The sequence below is a fragment of the Marinobacterium mangrovicola genome (assembly GCF_004339595.1).
In the GTDB taxonomy this organism is placed as follows: domain Bacteria; phylum Pseudomonadota; class Gammaproteobacteria; order Pseudomonadales; family Balneatricaceae; genus Marinobacterium_D; species Marinobacterium_D mangrovicola.
This window is the reverse complement of the sequence record NZ_SMFU01000007.1, coordinates 1,192,831-1,209,843: the sequence shown is the minus strand read 5'-3', so window position 1 is coordinate 1,209,843 and position 17,013 is coordinate 1,192,831. Positions and strand designations below refer to the sequence as shown.

15 protein-coding genes are annotated in these 17,013 nt (G+C 56.2%); 7 read left to right on the top strand and 8 right to left on the bottom strand.

Annotated features, from left to right (window positions below):
* Window positions 1–190 precede the first annotated feature (190 nt).
* On the bottom strand, window positions 191–1,078 hold the full coding sequence (locus CLV83_RS06420; protein ID WP_243642296.1) for a LysR family transcriptional regulator: 888 nt from the start codon (window positions 1,076–1,078) through the stop codon (window positions 191–193).
* A gap of 213 nt (window positions 1,079–1,291) precedes the next feature.
* Complete coding sequence (locus tag CLV83_RS06415) at window positions 1,292–1,843, bottom strand: cysteine hydrolase family protein (RefSeq protein ID WP_104002988.1); 552 nt, start codon at window positions 1,841–1,843, stop codon at window positions 1,292–1,294.
* A gap of 129 nt (window positions 1,844–1,972) precedes the next feature.
* Here CLV83_RS06415 and CLV83_RS06410 point away from each other — a divergent pair, with 129 nt between their 5' ends.
* A complete protein-coding gene (locus CLV83_RS06410; protein WP_104001148.1) occupies window positions 1,973–2,947 on the top strand; it encodes a GlxA family transcriptional regulator in 975 nt (324 codons plus the stop codon).
* Between the two features lie 24 nt (window positions 2,948–2,971).
* Here the strand turns inward: CLV83_RS06410 and CLV83_RS06405 are convergent, their stop codons facing one another.
* A complete protein-coding gene (locus CLV83_RS06405; protein WP_132289102.1) occupies window positions 2,972–3,856 on the bottom strand; it encodes a LysR family transcriptional regulator in 885 nt (294 codons plus the stop codon).
* A 95-nt stretch (window positions 3,857–3,951) separates the two neighbouring features.
* Between CLV83_RS06405 and CLV83_RS06400 the strand changes: the two genes are divergently transcribed.
* The 4 genes from CLV83_RS06400 (at window position 3,952) to CLV83_RS06380 (ending at window position 7,771) form a co-directional block, all read left to right on the top strand.
* Window positions 3,952–4,449, top strand: a complete 498-nt coding sequence (locus CLV83_RS06400; protein ID WP_132289099.1) for a lactoylglutathione lyase family protein — start codon at window positions 3,952–3,954, stop codon at window positions 4,447–4,449.
* An 11-nt stretch (window positions 4,450–4,460) separates the two neighbouring features.
* On the top strand, window positions 4,461–5,444 hold the full coding sequence (locus CLV83_RS06395; RefSeq protein WP_132289096.1) for an alcohol dehydrogenase catalytic domain-containing protein: 984 nt from the start codon (window positions 4,461–4,463) through the stop codon (window positions 5,442–5,444).
* Window positions 5,445–5,446: 2 nt separating this feature from the next.
* Entirely contained in the window at window positions 5,447–6,562 is a 1,116-nt protein-coding gene (locus CLV83_RS06390) for an NADH:flavin oxidoreductase/NADH oxidase (RefSeq protein ID WP_132289093.1), read from the top strand.
* Between the two features lie 549 nt (window positions 6,563–7,111).
* Window positions 7,112–7,771: a trimeric intracellular cation channel family protein gene (locus CLV83_RS06380; RefSeq protein WP_243642295.1), complete on the top strand. Its 660-nt coding sequence runs from the start codon at window positions 7,112–7,114 to the stop codon at window positions 7,769–7,771.
* A 353-nt stretch (window positions 7,772–8,124) separates the two neighbouring features.
* Here CLV83_RS06380 and CLV83_RS06375 read toward each other — a convergent pair whose 3' ends face one another.
* From CLV83_RS06375 to CLV83_RS06365, 3 genes are all read right to left on the bottom strand, one after another.
* Window positions 8,125–8,892, bottom strand: coding sequence for a glucose 1-dehydrogenase (locus tag CLV83_RS06375; RefSeq protein WP_132289090.1), 768 nt, complete (start codon window positions 8,890–8,892; stop codon window positions 8,125–8,127).
* A 271-nt stretch (window positions 8,893–9,163) separates the two neighbouring features.
* Window positions 9,164–9,601 carry a hypothetical protein gene (locus CLV83_RS06370; RefSeq protein WP_132289087.1) on the bottom strand — a complete coding sequence of 146 codons (438 nt, stop codon included), beginning with the start codon at window positions 9,599–9,601 and terminating at the stop codon, window positions 9,164–9,166.
* Between the two features lie 70 nt (window positions 9,602–9,671).
* Window positions 9,672–10,940, bottom strand: coding sequence for a multidrug effflux MFS transporter (locus CLV83_RS06365; protein WP_132289084.1), 1,269 nt, complete (start codon window positions 10,938–10,940; stop codon window positions 9,672–9,674).
* A gap of 159 nt (window positions 10,941–11,099) precedes the next feature.
* On the opposite strand from CLV83_RS06365, the gene CLV83_RS06360 reads away from it, so the two are divergent.
* The gene (locus CLV83_RS06360) at window positions 11,100–12,026 is read left to right on the top strand and encodes a LysR family transcriptional regulator (RefSeq protein WP_132289081.1); all 927 of its coding nucleotides are present in this window, start codon (window positions 11,100–11,102) and stop codon (window positions 12,024–12,026) included.
* Between the two features lie 5 nt (window positions 12,027–12,031).
* Entirely contained in the window at window positions 12,032–12,325 is a 294-nt protein-coding gene (locus CLV83_RS06355; protein ID WP_132289078.1) for an HNH endonuclease, read from the top strand.
* Between the two features lie 15 nt (window positions 12,326–12,340).
* Here CLV83_RS06355 and CLV83_RS06350 read toward each other — a convergent pair whose 3' ends face one another.
* Both CLV83_RS06350 and CLV83_RS06345 read right to left on the bottom strand, forming a co-directional pair.
* A complete protein-coding gene (locus tag CLV83_RS06350) occupies window positions 12,341–14,623 on the bottom strand; it encodes an ATP-dependent DNA helicase (RefSeq protein ID WP_132289075.1) in 2,283 nt (760 codons plus the stop codon).
* Between the two features lie 164 nt (window positions 14,624–14,787).
* On the bottom strand, window positions 14,788–16,794 hold the full coding sequence (locus CLV83_RS06345) for a TonB-dependent receptor family protein (protein WP_243642294.1): 2,007 nt from the start codon (window positions 16,792–16,794) through the stop codon (window positions 14,788–14,790).
* Window positions 16,795–17,013: the final 219 nt, after the last annotated feature.

Sequence of the window (17,013 nt, the reverse complement as noted above, 5' to 3'; positions counted from 1 at the left end):
GAAAAAGGTGAAAGTTGTTAGTGGTGTCGCTGAGTTGTCATCAATGATGGTGCCTCTTTAGAAATAACACCAATCTCAAATTATTATTCTTGATATCACGCAAGCTTATTTCTCGAGACAAAAAATAAGCACGAACCATATCTACACCTGAGGTGCCTCCTGGCGTGGGGCTGACTTTTGTTCGTTCAGATTACTTGCGATCGGCGCAGGCCATGAATAGTAATTCCCGAATCCAGCGATGCGCTGAGTCGTGATGCGTGCGCTCGTGCCAGGCTGCTATTTTGGTAAAACCAGGCACGGCAATTGGAGGTTCAGAAATTGCGAGACCTTCCATGCCTGAGACCAGTCGACTGGGAAGCACTGCGACCATGTCGCTGGAGCGCAAAATTTCAGGGAGGATGAGGAAGCTTTTGACCGACAACGTGACTTCACGTTTAGCGCCCAGCTGTTCGAGCACATCATCAGTAATGCCGTAAAAGCCTCCACCCTCGTAGGAAACCAGCGCATGATCAAGCGCACAGAACTCCTTTAGGGTCAGCTTCCGTCCATTCGCAGCCGGATGGTCTTCACGCATAACACAGACATAGTGCTCCTTGAATAGTTCTCGCGCATGCAAGTCCAGGGGTGTGCTGTCTGGTGTCAGCAAAGCGAGGTCGATCTGACCACGCTCGAGTTGGCTGTGTACCCGTTCATTCTCGACAGGGAGCAAGGACACTTTAATTCTGGGCGCCTTTACCTTGAGCGCCGATAGAAACGGAACAGCGATTGCGCGCAGCGCATAGTCAGTCGCGGCAATGGTGAAAGTGAGACTGGCAGTTGAGGGGACGAAGACAGGAGGCTGAAGCAGCGTATCGATCTGTCTGAGGACCTGTTTCACTGGCTTGCTCAGATCCAGGGCACGTTGGGTAGGAATTATGCCTCGTTGGGTTCGCGAGAATAGGGGGTCGTCGAAGCTGTCACGCAGACGAGTGAGTATCCCACTCATAGCGGGCTGAGTTATTCCCAGACGTTCAGCGGCTCGCGTCACATTGCGCTCATCCAGCAGGGCATCCAATGCCTTGAGCAGATTGAGATCCATACTCTGGAGATCTTTCACGGTTATATTTTCGACGGCTTAGGATTCGGGATTACTGAAATTCAGGAATGGATAATACCAAGCCCCGGCCGTTTTGCGGACCGATTCTCAAAACTTGAAATAGGGGGCTGTCGGCCCTGGGCATTCATGAATGCAGGGGGGCACCTGGCCTGAATTTACACTTGGGCCAGGTGCTGGAGATCTTGGCTAAACCTGTCAGCTTGCCAGGAACTCCTCTGTCGTAGAAACCGTTCCATACAGGAACGCCAGGGCACTCATAAACGCAGCATGAACTTGGGCTGCAGGAACGACTACGCCATTAAACTCAAGGTCCAGGGTTGCGCAGGCATCATGAACGACTGTGGTGTTGTAACCGTAATCGACAGCGGCACGGCTGGTGGCGTCGATACACATGTGACTCATGGAGCCGATGACCACTACATCGGTAACGCCAAGCTTCTCCAGGCTCTCTTTCAGTACTGTCTCACGAAACGAGTTCGGATAGTTCTTGGTAATAACCTGTTCGCCTTCCAGTGGTTTGACCGCCGGGTGTATCTCAACGGCATCAGTGCCCGTGGCAAAGAAAGGAGCTTCAGGGTCTGGGAATTCATGGCGAACATGAATAACCGTCTCACCCAGATCGCGAGCATGGGCAATCACTTTAGCTGCGTTAGCCGCGGCCTCTTGGACTCCCTGCAACGGCAGTTTGCCCGTCGGCGGGAAGTATTCATTTTGGATGTCGACGACGATAACGGCGCGTTTAGTCATAATCATTTGCCCTTATATGGATGTTTTTTTCGTCTGGCGAGGGGCCTCGCAAGTTGTTTTGACATCATCTGATTTAGAGATAATTCTGACGACTGTCGATAAAGACATAATGAGGGGTGATTACGACAAATGTCTGATATGTATGTGGCCGAAGTGGGTCTTCTGCTGTACCCCGGTGCTCAGATGTCTGCCGTCCTGGGTCTAACCGATCTTTTTGCAATAGCGAACCGCTTTGCAGAGCCAGGCTCCGAAGGTCTGTCTACCTCTATCCGCCTGAGTCATTGGCAGCAAAAGTCTCCTGGTATGCCGATTGAGCGCTGCTTCGATTCCATGCAGGGCGAGCCGGGATCACCCGATGTAATGGTTCTTCCACCCACTCTGGGTGATCCGGCGACGGCTGAGGTTGTCGCGCCCTATATTGAATGGATGCGGCAGCACCATAAGACAGGAGGGACACTCGCCTCGATCTGCGCCGGTGCATTCGTCCTCGCAGAGACAGGCCTGTTGGAGGGGCGTAAGGTAACTACCCACTGGCTTTACGAGGAAAAATTCCAGCAACGCTTTCCGACCGTAAATCTCGATATCGACCGTCTTATCATTGACGATGGAGATATTCTCACAGCGGGTGGTGTGATGGCATGGACCGATCTTGGCCTTAAACTGGTGGACCGCTTTATGGGGCCGTCGGCCATGATCCAGACTGCACGTATCCTGTTGGTCGATCCGCCGGGCCGGGAACAGCGATATTACAGCGTGTTTTCACCCAAACTCATGCATGGTGATAGCGCAGTGTTAAAACTGCAGCACTGGCTGCAAGAAACTGAAGGCAAAGAGGTAAGGCTCGATAGATTAGCTGCAGTCGCGGGACTGCAGGAACGAACGCTGCAGCGCAGATTTCAGAAGGCTACTGGGATGACGACCTCGGAGTACTGTCAGAGGTTAAGGGTAGGTCGATCACAGGAGCTGCTGAGGTTTAGTCGGCAGTCAGTAGAAAGTATCTCCTGGGAAGTTGGATACCAGGACCCAGGCTTTTTTCGCAAGATATTCGTACGGATAGTTGGCTTGTCACCGAGTGAATATCGCCAGCGTTTTGGCGTTGGTTAATGGTCTTGGTTGCATCACTTCCATTCAAAGCTGTTCTAGCGCTGCAACTGCTTCTCTTAGCTGCTCAGCCACCCATGCAGCGTGCGCTGAGAGTGGCCATTCTGCACGATGTATTAACCAGAGCGTTTCCTTAATTTCAGGCGTTCCCTCAATGACTGTGATATCACTTTGCCGTGAAAATGCTTGGCGTGCGTAGCGTGGCAGCACGGTAAAACCCAGTCCGCGGGCAACGGGTTCCAGAATCAGGCTGATTTGATTGATGAACCCTTTTCGAGGGATGGAATGGATTCCCGGTTTTCCAGGGTACCGACGACTAAGCATGCGATCAGCCATGACCAGCCCATCGGGATGATCGATAAAGCCTAATTGCTCAAGCTCTTCCCAACCCGAGACGCTGTAGTTCGCCGGCACTATCAGCTCCAGGGGTTCTTCGGAGAAGCGACTGGCCGTCAGGCGGGAATCGTCTGGTTTGAGTGTGACGATACCCAGTTCATAGTGGTTCTGTTTTACTGCCTCCAGTACCTCACTATCGGGCGCGAAGCGGTGACGGATTGTCAGCCCGTGGTTGTTCTGTTGTAAATCCAGGAGGATAGGGTAAAGCGTCAGTCCCACGCTGCCGGGAGAGATCAGGCTGACCTCACCTGTACGGTTATTCTCGCCGTTCAGACGATGCTGTAAGCGCTTATCGGCCTGGGCTATCTCGTTAATGTATTCAAGTAGCGCCAAGCCCGCCGGCGTCAACTCGATCTGTCTCGGGTGGCGGATAACAAGTTGGCCGAGCTCCAGTTCAAGACGCCGAATATGCTGGCTGACAGCCGCTTGTGTCATATCCAGACGTTCTGCAGTGCGGGTGAAGTTTCCAACTTCGGCCAGGACAGCGAATGAGGCGAGCCATTGGGGATTAAGCATAATAAATTTTAATAGCAATCATAATTATACGTCGGTTCTCATTATAGCTCTTGGATTTTAGACTGGGCACATACTTAACAGGAGATGTGTCCCAGATGAAAACTTACCCACGCAGTTTTTCCCACATAGGTTTGTCCGTTACCGATTTGGATGCGGCCGTAAAATTCTATACAGAGGTGATGGGCTGGTATCTCATTATGTCGCCCACCACCATCAGCGAAGATGACAGCGCCATCGGTGTCATGTGTACTGATGTATTCGGTGCAGGCTGGGACTCTTTCCGTATTGCCCATTTGTCGACTGGCGATCGGGTTGGCGTAGAAATTTTCGAGTTCAAAAACGCTGAGAAACCCGAAAATAATTTTGAGTACTGGAAAACCAGCGTCTTTCACTTCTGTGTACAGGACCCGGATGTTGAAGGCTTGGCGGCCAAGATCGTCGCGGCCGGTGGCAAGCAGCGTATGCCTGTGCGTGAGTACTTCCCGGGCGAAAAACCCTATCGCATGGTCTACATGGAAGACCCGTTCGGTAACATCCTGGAGATCTACAGCCACAGCTATGAACTGACTTATTCGGCTGGTGCTTACCAGTAAGGAGAACGGCATTGGCGCAGTTACCGCAAAACTACCAGGCCTGGAGTTGGCAGCAGAGTGACGACCCCAGCCGGTTAGTACTTGAAACCTTGACGCCAAGGGCATTAACCGAGGGTGAAGTCTGGGTCCGAAACCAGGTAATAGGGTTGAACCCTGTGGACTGGAAGGTGCTCGGTAGCAGCGGGTGGCAGCCGGGTAAAATACCTGGCTGCGATGCCAGTGGTATTGTGGTGGCCCTGGGCCCCGGGGTGTCAGCCGACTGGCTGGGCAAACCGGTGGCCTATCACCAGAATCTTAAAGGGCACGGCAGTTTTGCTGAATTGACACCCGTTCGTGCCAGAGCTCTGATGGCGCTGCCTGATGGTCTGGATCTGGCCGTTGCTGCCAGTTTCCCGTGCCCGGGGCTTACTGCCTGGCAGGCGATCAACAAGGTGCCGGCGAAAGCGGGTGAGCCGCTTTTGATAGCGGGGGCCGGAGGTGCAGTAGGTCAATACTTGGTGCAATTGGCGGCGCGCCGCGGGTTTGCAGTGACAGCCCTTTGCAATTCGCGCCATTGGCAGCGCCTTGCTGACCTGGGTGCGGCCAACTGTATAGAGACTCCGTATGAAGCACTCAAAGATGGACGCCATTTCTATGCGGTCATCGATGCTGTCAACGAAGCCAGTGCAGACAGTCTGGTGCCCGCATTAAAAGCCAATGGTCACTTGGTCTGTATTCAGGGGCGCTTGTCCCAGTGGCCCAATGCACCCTTCGGCCAGGCTTTGTCCATGCATGAGGTAGCACTGGGTGCCCTGCATATTTTTGGTGACGACAACGCCTGGCACGGGCTTACCGAAGCAGGCCAGCGGCTCCTTGGTGAGATTCAGGCCGGAAATATTCAGCCTGAATCGCTGCATTATAGTGACTTTACAGACCTTCCCTCGGCCCTTGAGGCTCTTAAAAACAGGACATTTTCCGGCAAAGCCCTGGTTCGGGTGAGCGGAGATCAGGAGTAAACATGACTGCATTGTTTAGTGAATTCAAACTGAAAGAGATAACCCTTCGCAACCGTGTCGCCATCCCGCCAATGTGCCAATACAGCGCCATTGATGGCTTTACCAGCGACTGGCACCTTGCCCATTATGCCGGCATGGCTCGTGGCGGTGCTGGCTTGGTGATTGTAGAGGCTACCGCGGTGTCTCCTGAAGGGCGTATCACCCCGGGGTGCACGGGGTTGTGGAGAGATGAACAGATTGAAGGTATGGCTGAGATCGCTGCTGCCATCAGATCAGCGGGCTCTGTGCCGGGCATCCAGATCGGACACGCCGGTCCAAAAGCCAGCGCGAACAAACCCTGGGAAGGTGATGATCACATTGCCAACGACGCCCCAGGCGGCTGGCAGACGATAGCGCCTTCGGCTGTAGCCTTTGGCGGCGGCCTTCCGAAAGTACCGCAAGCGATGACCATCGACGATATCCTGCGAGTCAAAACCGATTTTGTCGCCACGGCCAAGCGCGCTCTCGAGGCAGGCTTTGAGTGGCTTGAACTGCACTTTGCGCATGGTTACCTGGCCCAGAGTTTCTTTTCTCGCCATGCTAACCAGCGCACCGATGAATACGGTGGCAGTGCAGAAAATCGTGGCCGCTTCCTGCTGGAAACCTTGCAGGCTGTACGCGAGGTCTGGCCGGAGAACCTGCCGTTGACAGCCCGCTTCGGTGTTATCGAGTTTGACGGTCAGGATGAAGAAACACTGGCCGAGTCCATTGAACTGGTTAACAAGTTCAAGGATGCAGGTTTGGATATGCTGAATGTGTCCATGGGATTTTCCACTATCAATGCGAAGGTACCCTGGGGACCTGCGTTTATGGTGCCGATTGCTGAGCGAGTTGGTAAGGAAACAGGCCTGCCGGTAGCCACTGCCTGGGGACTCGATGATCCGCAAACTATCGCCAAGGTTGTCGATGACGGACAGATGGACCTTGTCATGGTGGGGCGCGCTCATTTGGCTAACCCGCATTATCTGGTGCAAGCCGCTATCGAACTGGGCCTTGAAAAGCCGGCTTCATTGCTTCCGGAGCAATACAGTTACTGGCTTTCGCGTTATGCCGGTCCCGGTAAAGGCTCCGCGCAGTAAAACGTTTCCGTGCATCGAAAGATTGCCCTAAAACCAATAAAAATTGTGCGGCATTGCAAGTAACTCAGCATAGGAGAGGGACTCAAGCGAATTCCAAAAGGGCTTAACTACTATATTACGATCGATACCGATGGTTTTGTCCCCTCTATCGTACCGGGTGCCAGCACGCCCGGTGATTGAGGCTTTCAGTACTACAAGGTACTGGAAATTTTGCAGGGCGTGGCACTTGCTGATGAAGTGGTAGGTGTCGACCTGTGCTCCTGTTTCATGACTTCACTTCCAAATTCTTATGGACGTAAAAACTGTACATATAGTTAGGGTCAATGACGGCTTTGTGCCGAAAGCCCGCATGGAGTAGCACGGGCCGAACGTCTGCTTCGGAGCAATTCCGCCCCCAGCTCAGGCTCATAAAAGTTAACGACCAGCGCTGAGCCGCCGTTCGTGACAGTAAGCAACATCGGCGCTGTTCACTGTTTAGCGAGCTCATCGCAGCTCCGCCAAGGACAACTGATTCGGCGGTCTAGAGCATCATTGGATCGGGTGATATAAATGGCGCTTCCATTCGCCTTTTATCTCTATCAGGTCTTTATGCCTTTCGATATTACCGCTGCCGTCAACATCATGGGCCTCACCGCCGTCGGTGTATTTGCCATCTCTGGAGCATTGGAGGCTGCACGGCAGAGGATGGATATCCTCGGCTTCATGCTGATCGGGACCGTCACTGGAATCGGTGGCGGCACCCTGCGTGATCTTCTTTTGGGTAGCGTTCCGGTGTTCTGGATTCGCGAGCCGATCTGGATCGTTGTCTGTCTCGTCGCGTCGGCCATCACTTACTTCGTTACACCCATGTTAGCCTCGCTCTCAAAAGCCCTGCTGTGGATGGATGCCGTGGGCTTGGCACTCTTTGCAGTGGTTGGAACCGAGGTAACACTAAACTTCGGCGCCACACCGTTGATCGCCGTCTGTATGGGGGTGATGACCGCTTCCTTCGGCGGTATCGCTCGTGATGTGCTCTGTCGCAGCAATCTGACGCTGATGAATGATGAACTCTATATCACCACCGCGCTGGCAGGCTCTATCGTTTATCTGATGCTCGATAGCCTTGGCCTGCCATCCAGCTATGACCTGATCGGCGGCTTTTGTGTTGCCTTCCTGCTGCGTGCATTGGCAATGCGCTTCAAAATCAAACTGCCTAACCTTTACAGGTAGTTGGCCCTGGATCGACCGATCGATCGGCAGGCTTTGGGGAAGCTAGGCAGAGTGCGGACTGCTGCGATAAGTGAAAGGCTTGCCATCAGAGTTTTATTGATAGCCACGCCTGACTCTAACAGAGCGAATATCTGCTTCAGGCCACAACCAGCCGATCACATTCAAATCCGGCTTAGCTGAATACACGTGCCGCAACGGGCTGAAATAGATTGCACCGCGGCGAAGAGATCCTTCACGTCTGGAAGGCTGTCGTTTAAATAACCGACGCGATCAGCGCCAGCTCAGGGGGAGGGGTATAGCAGAGAAAGGTTGGCAGGGCGGCAAAGCGAATCCGCCGTCCCGCCAGGTGCTCGTTAGTGCGCGGTGAACCCGCCGTCGACCGCCATGGCGTGGCCGACCAGGAAGGAGGAGTCCGGGCTGGAGAGCCAGAGAACCGCCTTGGCGACTTCTTCCGCTTTACCCAGACGACCGATCGGCTGAGCCGCAGCGATCATCTCTTCGGTCAGCGCGCCTTTCTTCAGCATGTCGGAGACCATCGGTGTGTCGATCGCGCCCGGGCAGACCGCATTGATGCGGATGCCGCGCGGGGCGTATTCCAGTGCAGCGCTCTTGGTCAGGCCGATAACGCCGTGTTTGGAAGCGTGATAAGCCGCCAGACGTGCCAGGCCAACCAGGCCACCGGTGGAGGAGCAGTTGACGATGACGCCGGCGCCCTGTTCACGCATCTGCTGCAGCTCGTGCTTCTGGCAAGCCCAGACGCCACGCAGGTTAATGGCGTTGACCTTGTCGAAGTCTTCGGCGGTTTCTTCAGCCGCATCGCAGGCCGGAACCTGAATACCTGCGTTGTTGAAGGCGATATCCAGGCTGCCGAAAGTTTCAACGGTCTGTTTAACCAGTGCAGCCACCTGAGTTTCATCGGCCACGTCGCAGGCGAAACCGGCGGCCTTGCCATCAGCGGCTTTGATCTCTTCAACAACGGCGTTCAGCGCAGTCTCGTTGATGTCCGACAGCATCACTGCGGCGCCGGCTTCGGCAAATGCTTTGGCGGTCGCGTAGCCCATGCCTGATGCGGCTCCGGTTACCAGTGCGACCTTGCCTGAAAAATCATAAGTGACACTCATTACTGAATCCTTGGAAGGGTTAAAAGTAGTGTCTCTATTATCCACGCAGGGTCTTGCTTGAGAGGGGGGCTGGGTTGATAGCAGCTATGAGCTCGTTCGATAAGTCGCGAGCTGGGACGGCATACAGGAAGCAGGTGCGGCTTAAAACAGGGCGACTGGAGAGAGGGTCGCTGAAGAGAGCGCAACTGAAGAGAGGCAGCTTCAGAGAAGGACTGGTGCGGGGGGGGCGGAAAGTCAGAGGCACCCTGGTGTGACAGAGTGCCCGCGCAGGTCAGTCGCGTTTTAAAAACGGAAACATCATCGCCGTCCAGGGCATCATTGCAGCCTGCATCATCCTATTCATCTGCTGCTGAAACTGGTCTTGCATGAGTTGTTGAGTAAGTTGTTGAAGCTGAAGCTGCATCCGTTCTGCCGCCTCGACAATCTGTTCGGTGGGTATGGATGCGTCTATCTGTCGGGCAGCGTGCATCCCCCGGTCGAAGCGACCCTGTTCACCGAGAATCCGCACCTGGTCATCTTCCAGGCGCACCTCTAGTTTCAGGTATTCAAAATTCAGCCAGGGAAACATGGCCGCCCAGGGCAGAAATGGATTAAACCCGCTCAGGCTATCCAGCTCCTGGCTGCTGTTCGTGCTGTAAGACGTGCTTTGAGCGCTTCTAGCGCCGGGTAGCCACTCACCCGTTTTAACGTTCTGCGTGTGCTCGGCCATATCTCGCCTCCATGTAGATGGTTAAGGCTAAAGATAGGCCGGATTTCGTGAAAATGTGTGACAGGAATACTCAGTCAGCCTGGCGCACTGCCTGTCGGCGATTGGTGGATGCCAGCAGGCCGTAGCAGAGCAGGGAGCCTGCGCCGGAGATGGCGATCACCGTGCCCATGGCGCCGGGCGTGCCGTCGGCAAACAAGCCAACCAGGCCGGTACCGGCTATGCCGCCGCCGTACTGCAGTGAACCGACCAGCGCGGACACTGCTCCCGCCTCCTGGGGGACATCGGCCAGCGCGCCGGCGATGGAATTACCGACGATAAACCCGGTGCAGGAGACAAAGCAAAACATCGGTACCGCCAGGCCCCGCAGGCCGCCCCAATCAGTCAGTGACGCCAGGCAGATCAGCAAACCGCTAATCATTGCGCCGACGGTGCCGATGCCGAGCAGGCGGTCCACCGAGGTTTTCATCACCAGCCGGCTGTTAAGGATATTGGAGCCCATGATGCCGAAAATACCGGCGCCAAACAGCAGACCGTAATACTCCGATGGCACACCGTAGTAATCGATGTAGGCGAAGGGTGAGCCGGACACATAGGCGAACATGCCAGCATAGAAGAATGAGCCGATCCCCAGGTAAGCAAGAATGCGCGGCTGGATTATGATCTGGCCGTAGCGGCGCAGGGTGCGGCCGGCGCTCTCATGGCGGCGCACCGAGTCGGGCAGGGTTTCCGGGATGGTGGTTAGCGCGGCCATCGTCAGCACACCTACGGCAACCAGCACCCAGAAAATGCCACGCCAGCTGCTCATCGCCTCAACCTGAGCGCCGATGATTGGGCCAAGCAGCGGGGCGGCGGTCATCACCGCCAGTAGCGTCGACATCATCTGCGCCGCCTTGGGTCCTTCATACAGATCTCGCACCATGGCACGACCGAGCACCACACCCGCAGACGCGCCCAGCGCTTGCAAGATACGCCAGCTGATGATTTCGAAGATGGTGTCAGACAGGGCACAGCCCATGGCGCCGATGATAAACAACCCGAGTCCGAGCGCGATTGGCAGCTTACGCCCGAAACGGTCGCTGATCGGCCCCCAGAACAGCTGGCCGACACTGAAACCGATCAGGTAGCCGGTGATGGTGAACTCGATTGAACCGTGACCGGCACCAAAGGCGTCTTCCATGGCCGGCATTGCCGGCAGGTAGAAATCGGTGGAGATGGAGGCAAAGCCCATCAGCGCGGCGAGTACGCCGAGAATATGCCAACTGATGTTTCCGTTTCGTAAACTGGCGGGCTGACCGGCAACACTGGGGTCGACGGTCAGTGTATTACTGCTGTCTGACATCTGATTTTTGTACCTGGTGAAATAACTGTCGGGCTGGGAGAAAGGATTATCTGTTCGCTCCTGAACAGATCTGAAGTGCCCGTGGAGTTTCAGTTTATTGATTTGTGAGATAGATTAGAAATGCGATTTTTAAATTATATTTATGCTGGGATTTCATAAATGAAAAGGGATGAAGTGGGCGATCTGCTCACTTTTCTGGCAGTGGTCGAAGAGCGTAGCTTCACCCGTGCCGCCGCCAAGCTGGGCACCTCCCAATCCGCGGTCAGCCACACCATGCGCCGTCTTGAAGAGCGCCTCGATATTCGCCTGCTCACCCGCACCACGCGCAGTGTTTCGCCCACGGAGGCGGGGCGGAAGCTCGCGGCAACGCTGGAGCCCGCGTTCGCGGATATAGAAACCCAGCTTGATCGGCTTAATGATTATCGGGACAAGGTCACCGGCACGCTGCGGATTACCGCTACCCGCACGGCAGCGGAGTTTATTCTGCTGCCTGTCTGTAACCGTCTGTTGCGCGAACATCCAGAGCTGAATATCGAGATCTCTGTGGAGGCTCGTATGGTTGATCTGGTGGCTGAGGGGTTTGATGCCGGTGTGCGCCTGGGCGAGCATGTCGAGAAAGATATGGTCGCGGTGCCGATCGGACCCGATCTGAAGATGGTGGTTGCCGGCTCGCCTGATTATCTGGAGCAGAACGGGGTACCGCAAACCCCGCATGACCTGACCGACCATAACTGTATCAACCTGCGTATGCCGACCTCCGGTGGGCTTTATGCCTGGGAATTCGCAGAGGATGGGCGCGAGTTTAATGTGCGGGTCGAAGGGCAGTTCACCAGCAATGTGGCGAACCTGATTATCCAGTCGGCGATCAATGGCGCCGGCCTCTGCTGCCTGCCTAACGATACGATGAAAGAGGCGCTGAGCAGCGGCCAATTGGTGCCGGTGCTGGAAGAGTGGTGCCCCTATTTTCCCGGGTTTCATCTCTATTATCCGAGCCGGCGTCAGCATTCTGCCGCGTTCAAGTTGTTTCTCGATGCGTTGCGTGAAAGCGGCGTTGCATCCGGATCTTTGGAACGGGGCGAGGAGTAGAGGCGATGCGAAAGAGTCCCGAGATCAAGCATTGCGAGCTTTGTCAGCGCGAGGCGCCGTTAACCTTTCATCACCTGATTCCGCGCAAGGTACACAGGCGTCCGCGCTTCAAAAAACAGTACAGCCCGGAGCAGTTGCAGCAGGGCATCTGGCTTTGTTACCCCTGTCACAGGGCGGTGCACAAATTCCATGATGAGATGACCCTGGGGCAGGAGCTGAACAGCATGGAAAAGCTGCTCGCTGACCCCGAAGTCGAGCGCCATATCAGCTGGGTAAAGAAGCAGAAGATCCGCCAGTAATCAGGTTATGGCCGTTCAGTTTTTAAACCACCAGGTCGGCAGCAGTGCCCGTATATCAGGCTTACGGAAGCGGTCGTCGATCAGGTGGATAACGCCGCGATCCTCCGGCGTGCGGATCAGTCTACCCGCGGCCTGAATCACCTTGCGAATGCCTGGGTAGAGATAGGTGTAAGCATATCCCTGGCCAAAGCGGAGCTGCATCTGCTTCGCCAGCTGCTCCTGAAATTCGTTATTGGGCGGCAACCCCAGCGTTGCAACAAAGACACCCACCAGCGCATCGCCGGGCAGGTCTATTCCTTCTGAAAAGGCGCCACCAAGGACGGCAAAGCCCACCAGGCCGCGCTCGCTTCTGAAACGTTCGATAAAGGCCAGTCGCTCCTCTTCGCTCATGCCGGAATGCTGAACCGCGATAGCAATGTCAGGGTTTTGCTGAGTAAAGCGGGTGCTGATCTGTTCCAGGTAGGCGAAGCTGCTCAGATAGACCAGATAATTCCCGGGTTCGGCGCGGTACTGTGTCTGGATATCCGCGCAGATGGGCGCCACGGACGCGGCGCGATCACGAAAGCGGGTGCTGATATCCAGTGTATGCAGATCGATCTGTGAGGAGGAAAACGGACTGGCCACCGTCTGCCAAAGGCTGGTCTCCGGCAGACCCAGCAGGTCCTGGTAATAGCGCCCCGGATTCAGCGTGGCAGAAAACATCACCGATGAGTGCGCCAGCGCGAAGCGCTCTTTGAGGAAGTCCGCCGGAATCAGGTTCTCCAGTGCCAGAGACGCAGAGATACGGCGCCGTTTCCCCTGCGCCTTTCCTGCGCTGACGGTCAGCGTACAGAGGGAGTGATCACCAAACTGCTCCGCCAGTTTCATAAACCCGATGGTATCGAACAGTACCCGCTGCAGCTCCGGTTCGACCGGGTTATCGGTCATATATTCGGTCAGATCGCCCACAAGACGCAGCAGACTGCCGTTCAGTTCAGTGGGGACTTCGGTCAACTGCAGGCGCCGGGGCTCCTGGCTTGGCAACGATTCCGTATCGATATGGGCATCCACCAGTTTGCGCCAGGCGCGCTGCACGCCGCGAAAGCTTTTGCTCAGCGCCTCTGGCGCATTGCGGGCGGCTTCCTTGAACAGCCACTGGCTGAGATCCGCCGAGTACATGGAGCGGGCCCGGTCGATCAGGTTGTGCGCCTCGTCGATCAGCGGCACCACGCGCCATTCGTTCTGTCGGCTAAGACCATGCAGTAACGCCTGCTGGTCGAAATAGTGGTTAACATCACCGACCACCAGATCACACCAGCGCGCCATCTCCTGAGCCAGGTAATAGGGGCAGATGCGATGTTCCGCCGCGAGACGCTGCACCGCTTCGCGATCCAGCCAGCGTAGTTCTGTGGCGGCCTGGCGGGCTGCGGGCAGGCGATCAAAAAAGCCATCCGCCAAAGGACAGGACTCACCATGACAGGCCTTGTCGGGGTGCTCGCAGGCCTTGTCACGGGCGGTCAGTTCCAGAATGCGCAGTGGCAGTGTGGCGTCGCGGTTGAGCAGTTTCAGGCTATCGAGAATCAGCTGGCGCCCGGTGGTGCGGGCGGTGAGCAGGAATAGCCGGTCCAGCTCCCGCCGCGGCATGGCCGCCAGCGAGGGGAACACCACACCCAGGGTTTTGCCGATCCCGGTGGGTGCTTCCATCAGCAGGGTGCGGGACGTGCAGACGCCTTTGTAGACGGTTTCGCTGAGGTGGCGCTGATTCGGCCTGAAATCTGCGTAGGGGAACTTAAGCGCCAGCAGCGCCTGATCACGGCTGTGGCGATGTTCCTCTTCCTGCTGATGCCAGGCCCGGTAGCGAAGGCAGAGATCATTGAGGAAGCCGTTTAGATCAGCGGCGCTCCAGCACTCATCCAGTGGTGTTTCGAGATCCTTGGCCACATCGTAGTAAACCAGCCGCAGCCGAACTTCAGCCAGGTGATCACGATTACAGAGCAGGGCGCCGTAGACCTTCAGCTGCGCCCAATGCAGCGCTTGCTGGCCCTCGCCAACACGGGACAGATCGCCACGGTGGGTTTTGATCTCTTCCAGGAGCGGCGCAGGCTCTCCAGCCTGATAGCCGTCGGCACGACCGCGCAGCTGAATCCCTTCGCATTCCCCTTCAAGCAGGTACTCAGGTTCGTAATCAGTCCCGCGACGTTTCTGCAGCGTCTTATGTCCGCGGATCCCCTCATCGGCGTTGGGCGAAGGCGTATACCGGTACTCCAGTCCACCGGAGCGCGCGGCTAATTCACACAGGGACCGGACGGCCACCTTCATACGGGGAATCCTTAGAGCAGGTACTTTAAATCAGACGCACAGCTTAGGGGGAAGTAGGAGTTTGATCCAGAGCTGAGATGGATGGTGAGATGGATGGTGAAATGAGTGAGTGCGAGATCGCTGTCCTGACCCGGTTAGGTCCGGGCCAGGATAAGTTTAAGAATTTAGAAGTCGAGCTGTGCGGAGAGAATAAACGAGCGGCCCTGTCCCGGGATACGGCCTATTGGGCTCACATCGGCACCCCGGAAATAGTACTCCTCGTCCAGCAGGTTGTTCGCCGACACCGCAAGCTGTAACTGTTTGTCGTCGCCAAGCTTCAGGTCTCGTGAAACGCGGGTGTTTACGAGTGTGTAGGCCGGTAGCCGGCCTGCGCTGCCATCTGCGGCTTCTTCGTTGGTATTGGCTGCGTCGGTGTAGCTTTCGCTGACATGGGTACCGCTCAGGCTCGCCTGCCAAGGACCGTAGCGGTAATGCGCGCTGGCGCCCAGGTGATGTCGTGATGCATTTGCCAGCTCGTTGCCTTTGAAGTCGCCGGAGAGCTGTTCGGTATCGAGATAGGTGTAGTTCGCTTCCAGTGTCAGACGTTCGCTGGCCTGCCAGCTGCTGGTCAGCTCCAGTCCCTGGGAACGTGCTTCGCCAAGGTTCTGGTAGGTGTCGCTGGGTCTGTGGTACTGGATAAGGTCTTCGTGCTCAATGCGAAACAGCGTGGCGCCAATATCCAGGTTGTCGCTGGCGCGCAGACGGGTGCCTATCTCATAGTTCCAGGCGGTTTCATTACCTACCTCGCCAGGTTTGGTGACCTGAGCCGTCTGGACCGGTACCAAGGAGCGCTGGGTGTTTGCAAACAGGAAGAGGTTATCCGTGGCATGGAAGCCTAGAGTCAGGCCGGGGAGTACCTCGTCGACGTTGTTGTCGTCCTCAAAGCCGGAGATACCGTCGGAGTAGTCGGTGCGCACTGTCTCGTAGCGAATGCCCGGCGTCAGCTCGACGCGGTCATTCATCATGTAAATAGTGTCGCTGGCATAGAGCGCCCAGGCATCGGTCTCAAAATTCCAGTCGCGTACGTTGCTGTATGCGCCCGTGGCAAGTTCAAGCCGGTTAACGTCAAACTCAACCTCTTCGCGGATATACCGCGCACCGAAGATCATCTTGTGGTTACCGTTCCATACTGTTAGGCGCGGCTCGGTGCCGTAGACGGTGAACAGGCGGGGTGAGTCTGCGACGTGAGTGGACTCAAGAGACGGGTCGGCCCAGTGGTCGCCGGTGCCAAGGCGCTGGCCGAAAAAGAAGGTACGGTCTGCATCGTGAGCGAAGTTACGCCATTGGAACTCCACATCATTCGTCGGCGTGTAGGTCCAGGTCAGGGTGCCGCGCAGCATGTCGGCGTCATAAGCGTCGTAGGGGCGCTGCGACTGGGTGATATCGTCCCGGTAGGCCTGGGCACTCAGCGCACCGGGTAATTCTGCGTCCACATCGTAGTACTGCAGCTGCGCAGCAATCTCGTGTTGATCATTCGGCGTGTACAGTGCATCGAGTATAAAGTTGGAGACGTCGGTATCCGAGTGATCTCTTGCGCCATCACCATTCTGAGTATTGATCTGGAATTGAAGCGCGAGATCTTCGTTAACGGCGCCACCGATCCGGTAGTAGAAATCGTTCAGCAGATGACCGGTTTCCTCGGCGATGGTGATCTGTTCCCTGACGGTCTGTTCCAGCTCCCGGGGGATTGGGCGTGTATGCAGGTTAACGACACCCCCCAGGTTATTGGGCCCATAGTGAACAGCTGCGCCTCCGCGAACCATATCGATGCTGTCTACGCTTGGCAGCGTGACAGGGAATAGGGAAACGCCCACGTTTGTGTACGGACCAATCGCGATGGGGTAGCCATCGACGAGGAACTGCACGCGCTCACTGCGCAGTGGATTCATGCCGCGCACGCCGATGTTCGGCAGAATTCCGGTACCAGTTTCGTCGAGAACCTGCAGTCCCGGGGTGCTGCGCAGAGCGTCTTCCAGGTTGAGCGCACCGCGCTCGTGAAGCTCCTCCGCGGATACCACATCCCGGGCGCCGGGATAGGTTCTGACATCCTCTTCGCTGCCGTTTCCGAGCCAGTCGCCGGAGACGACAATCGCTTCCAGGTTGGTTTCCGCCTGGACAGCCGATGACATCATCGCTGCCAGGCATCCATAAAATAGAGCCTTCCTTTTGAAACGCGGGGCTGACTGTCGCTGTGCGGCGCTCATCTTACTGCTGTCCTCGTAATAGATTCAGACGTTGTGAAGCAGTCGCAAGTGGCTTTGGCCCTCAGCAAGAGGAGGGGACGGATCGGCCACTGCGAATGCTCAACTCGATACGGGGAGCGATAGTAGGACGAAATTGGCGCCAATACA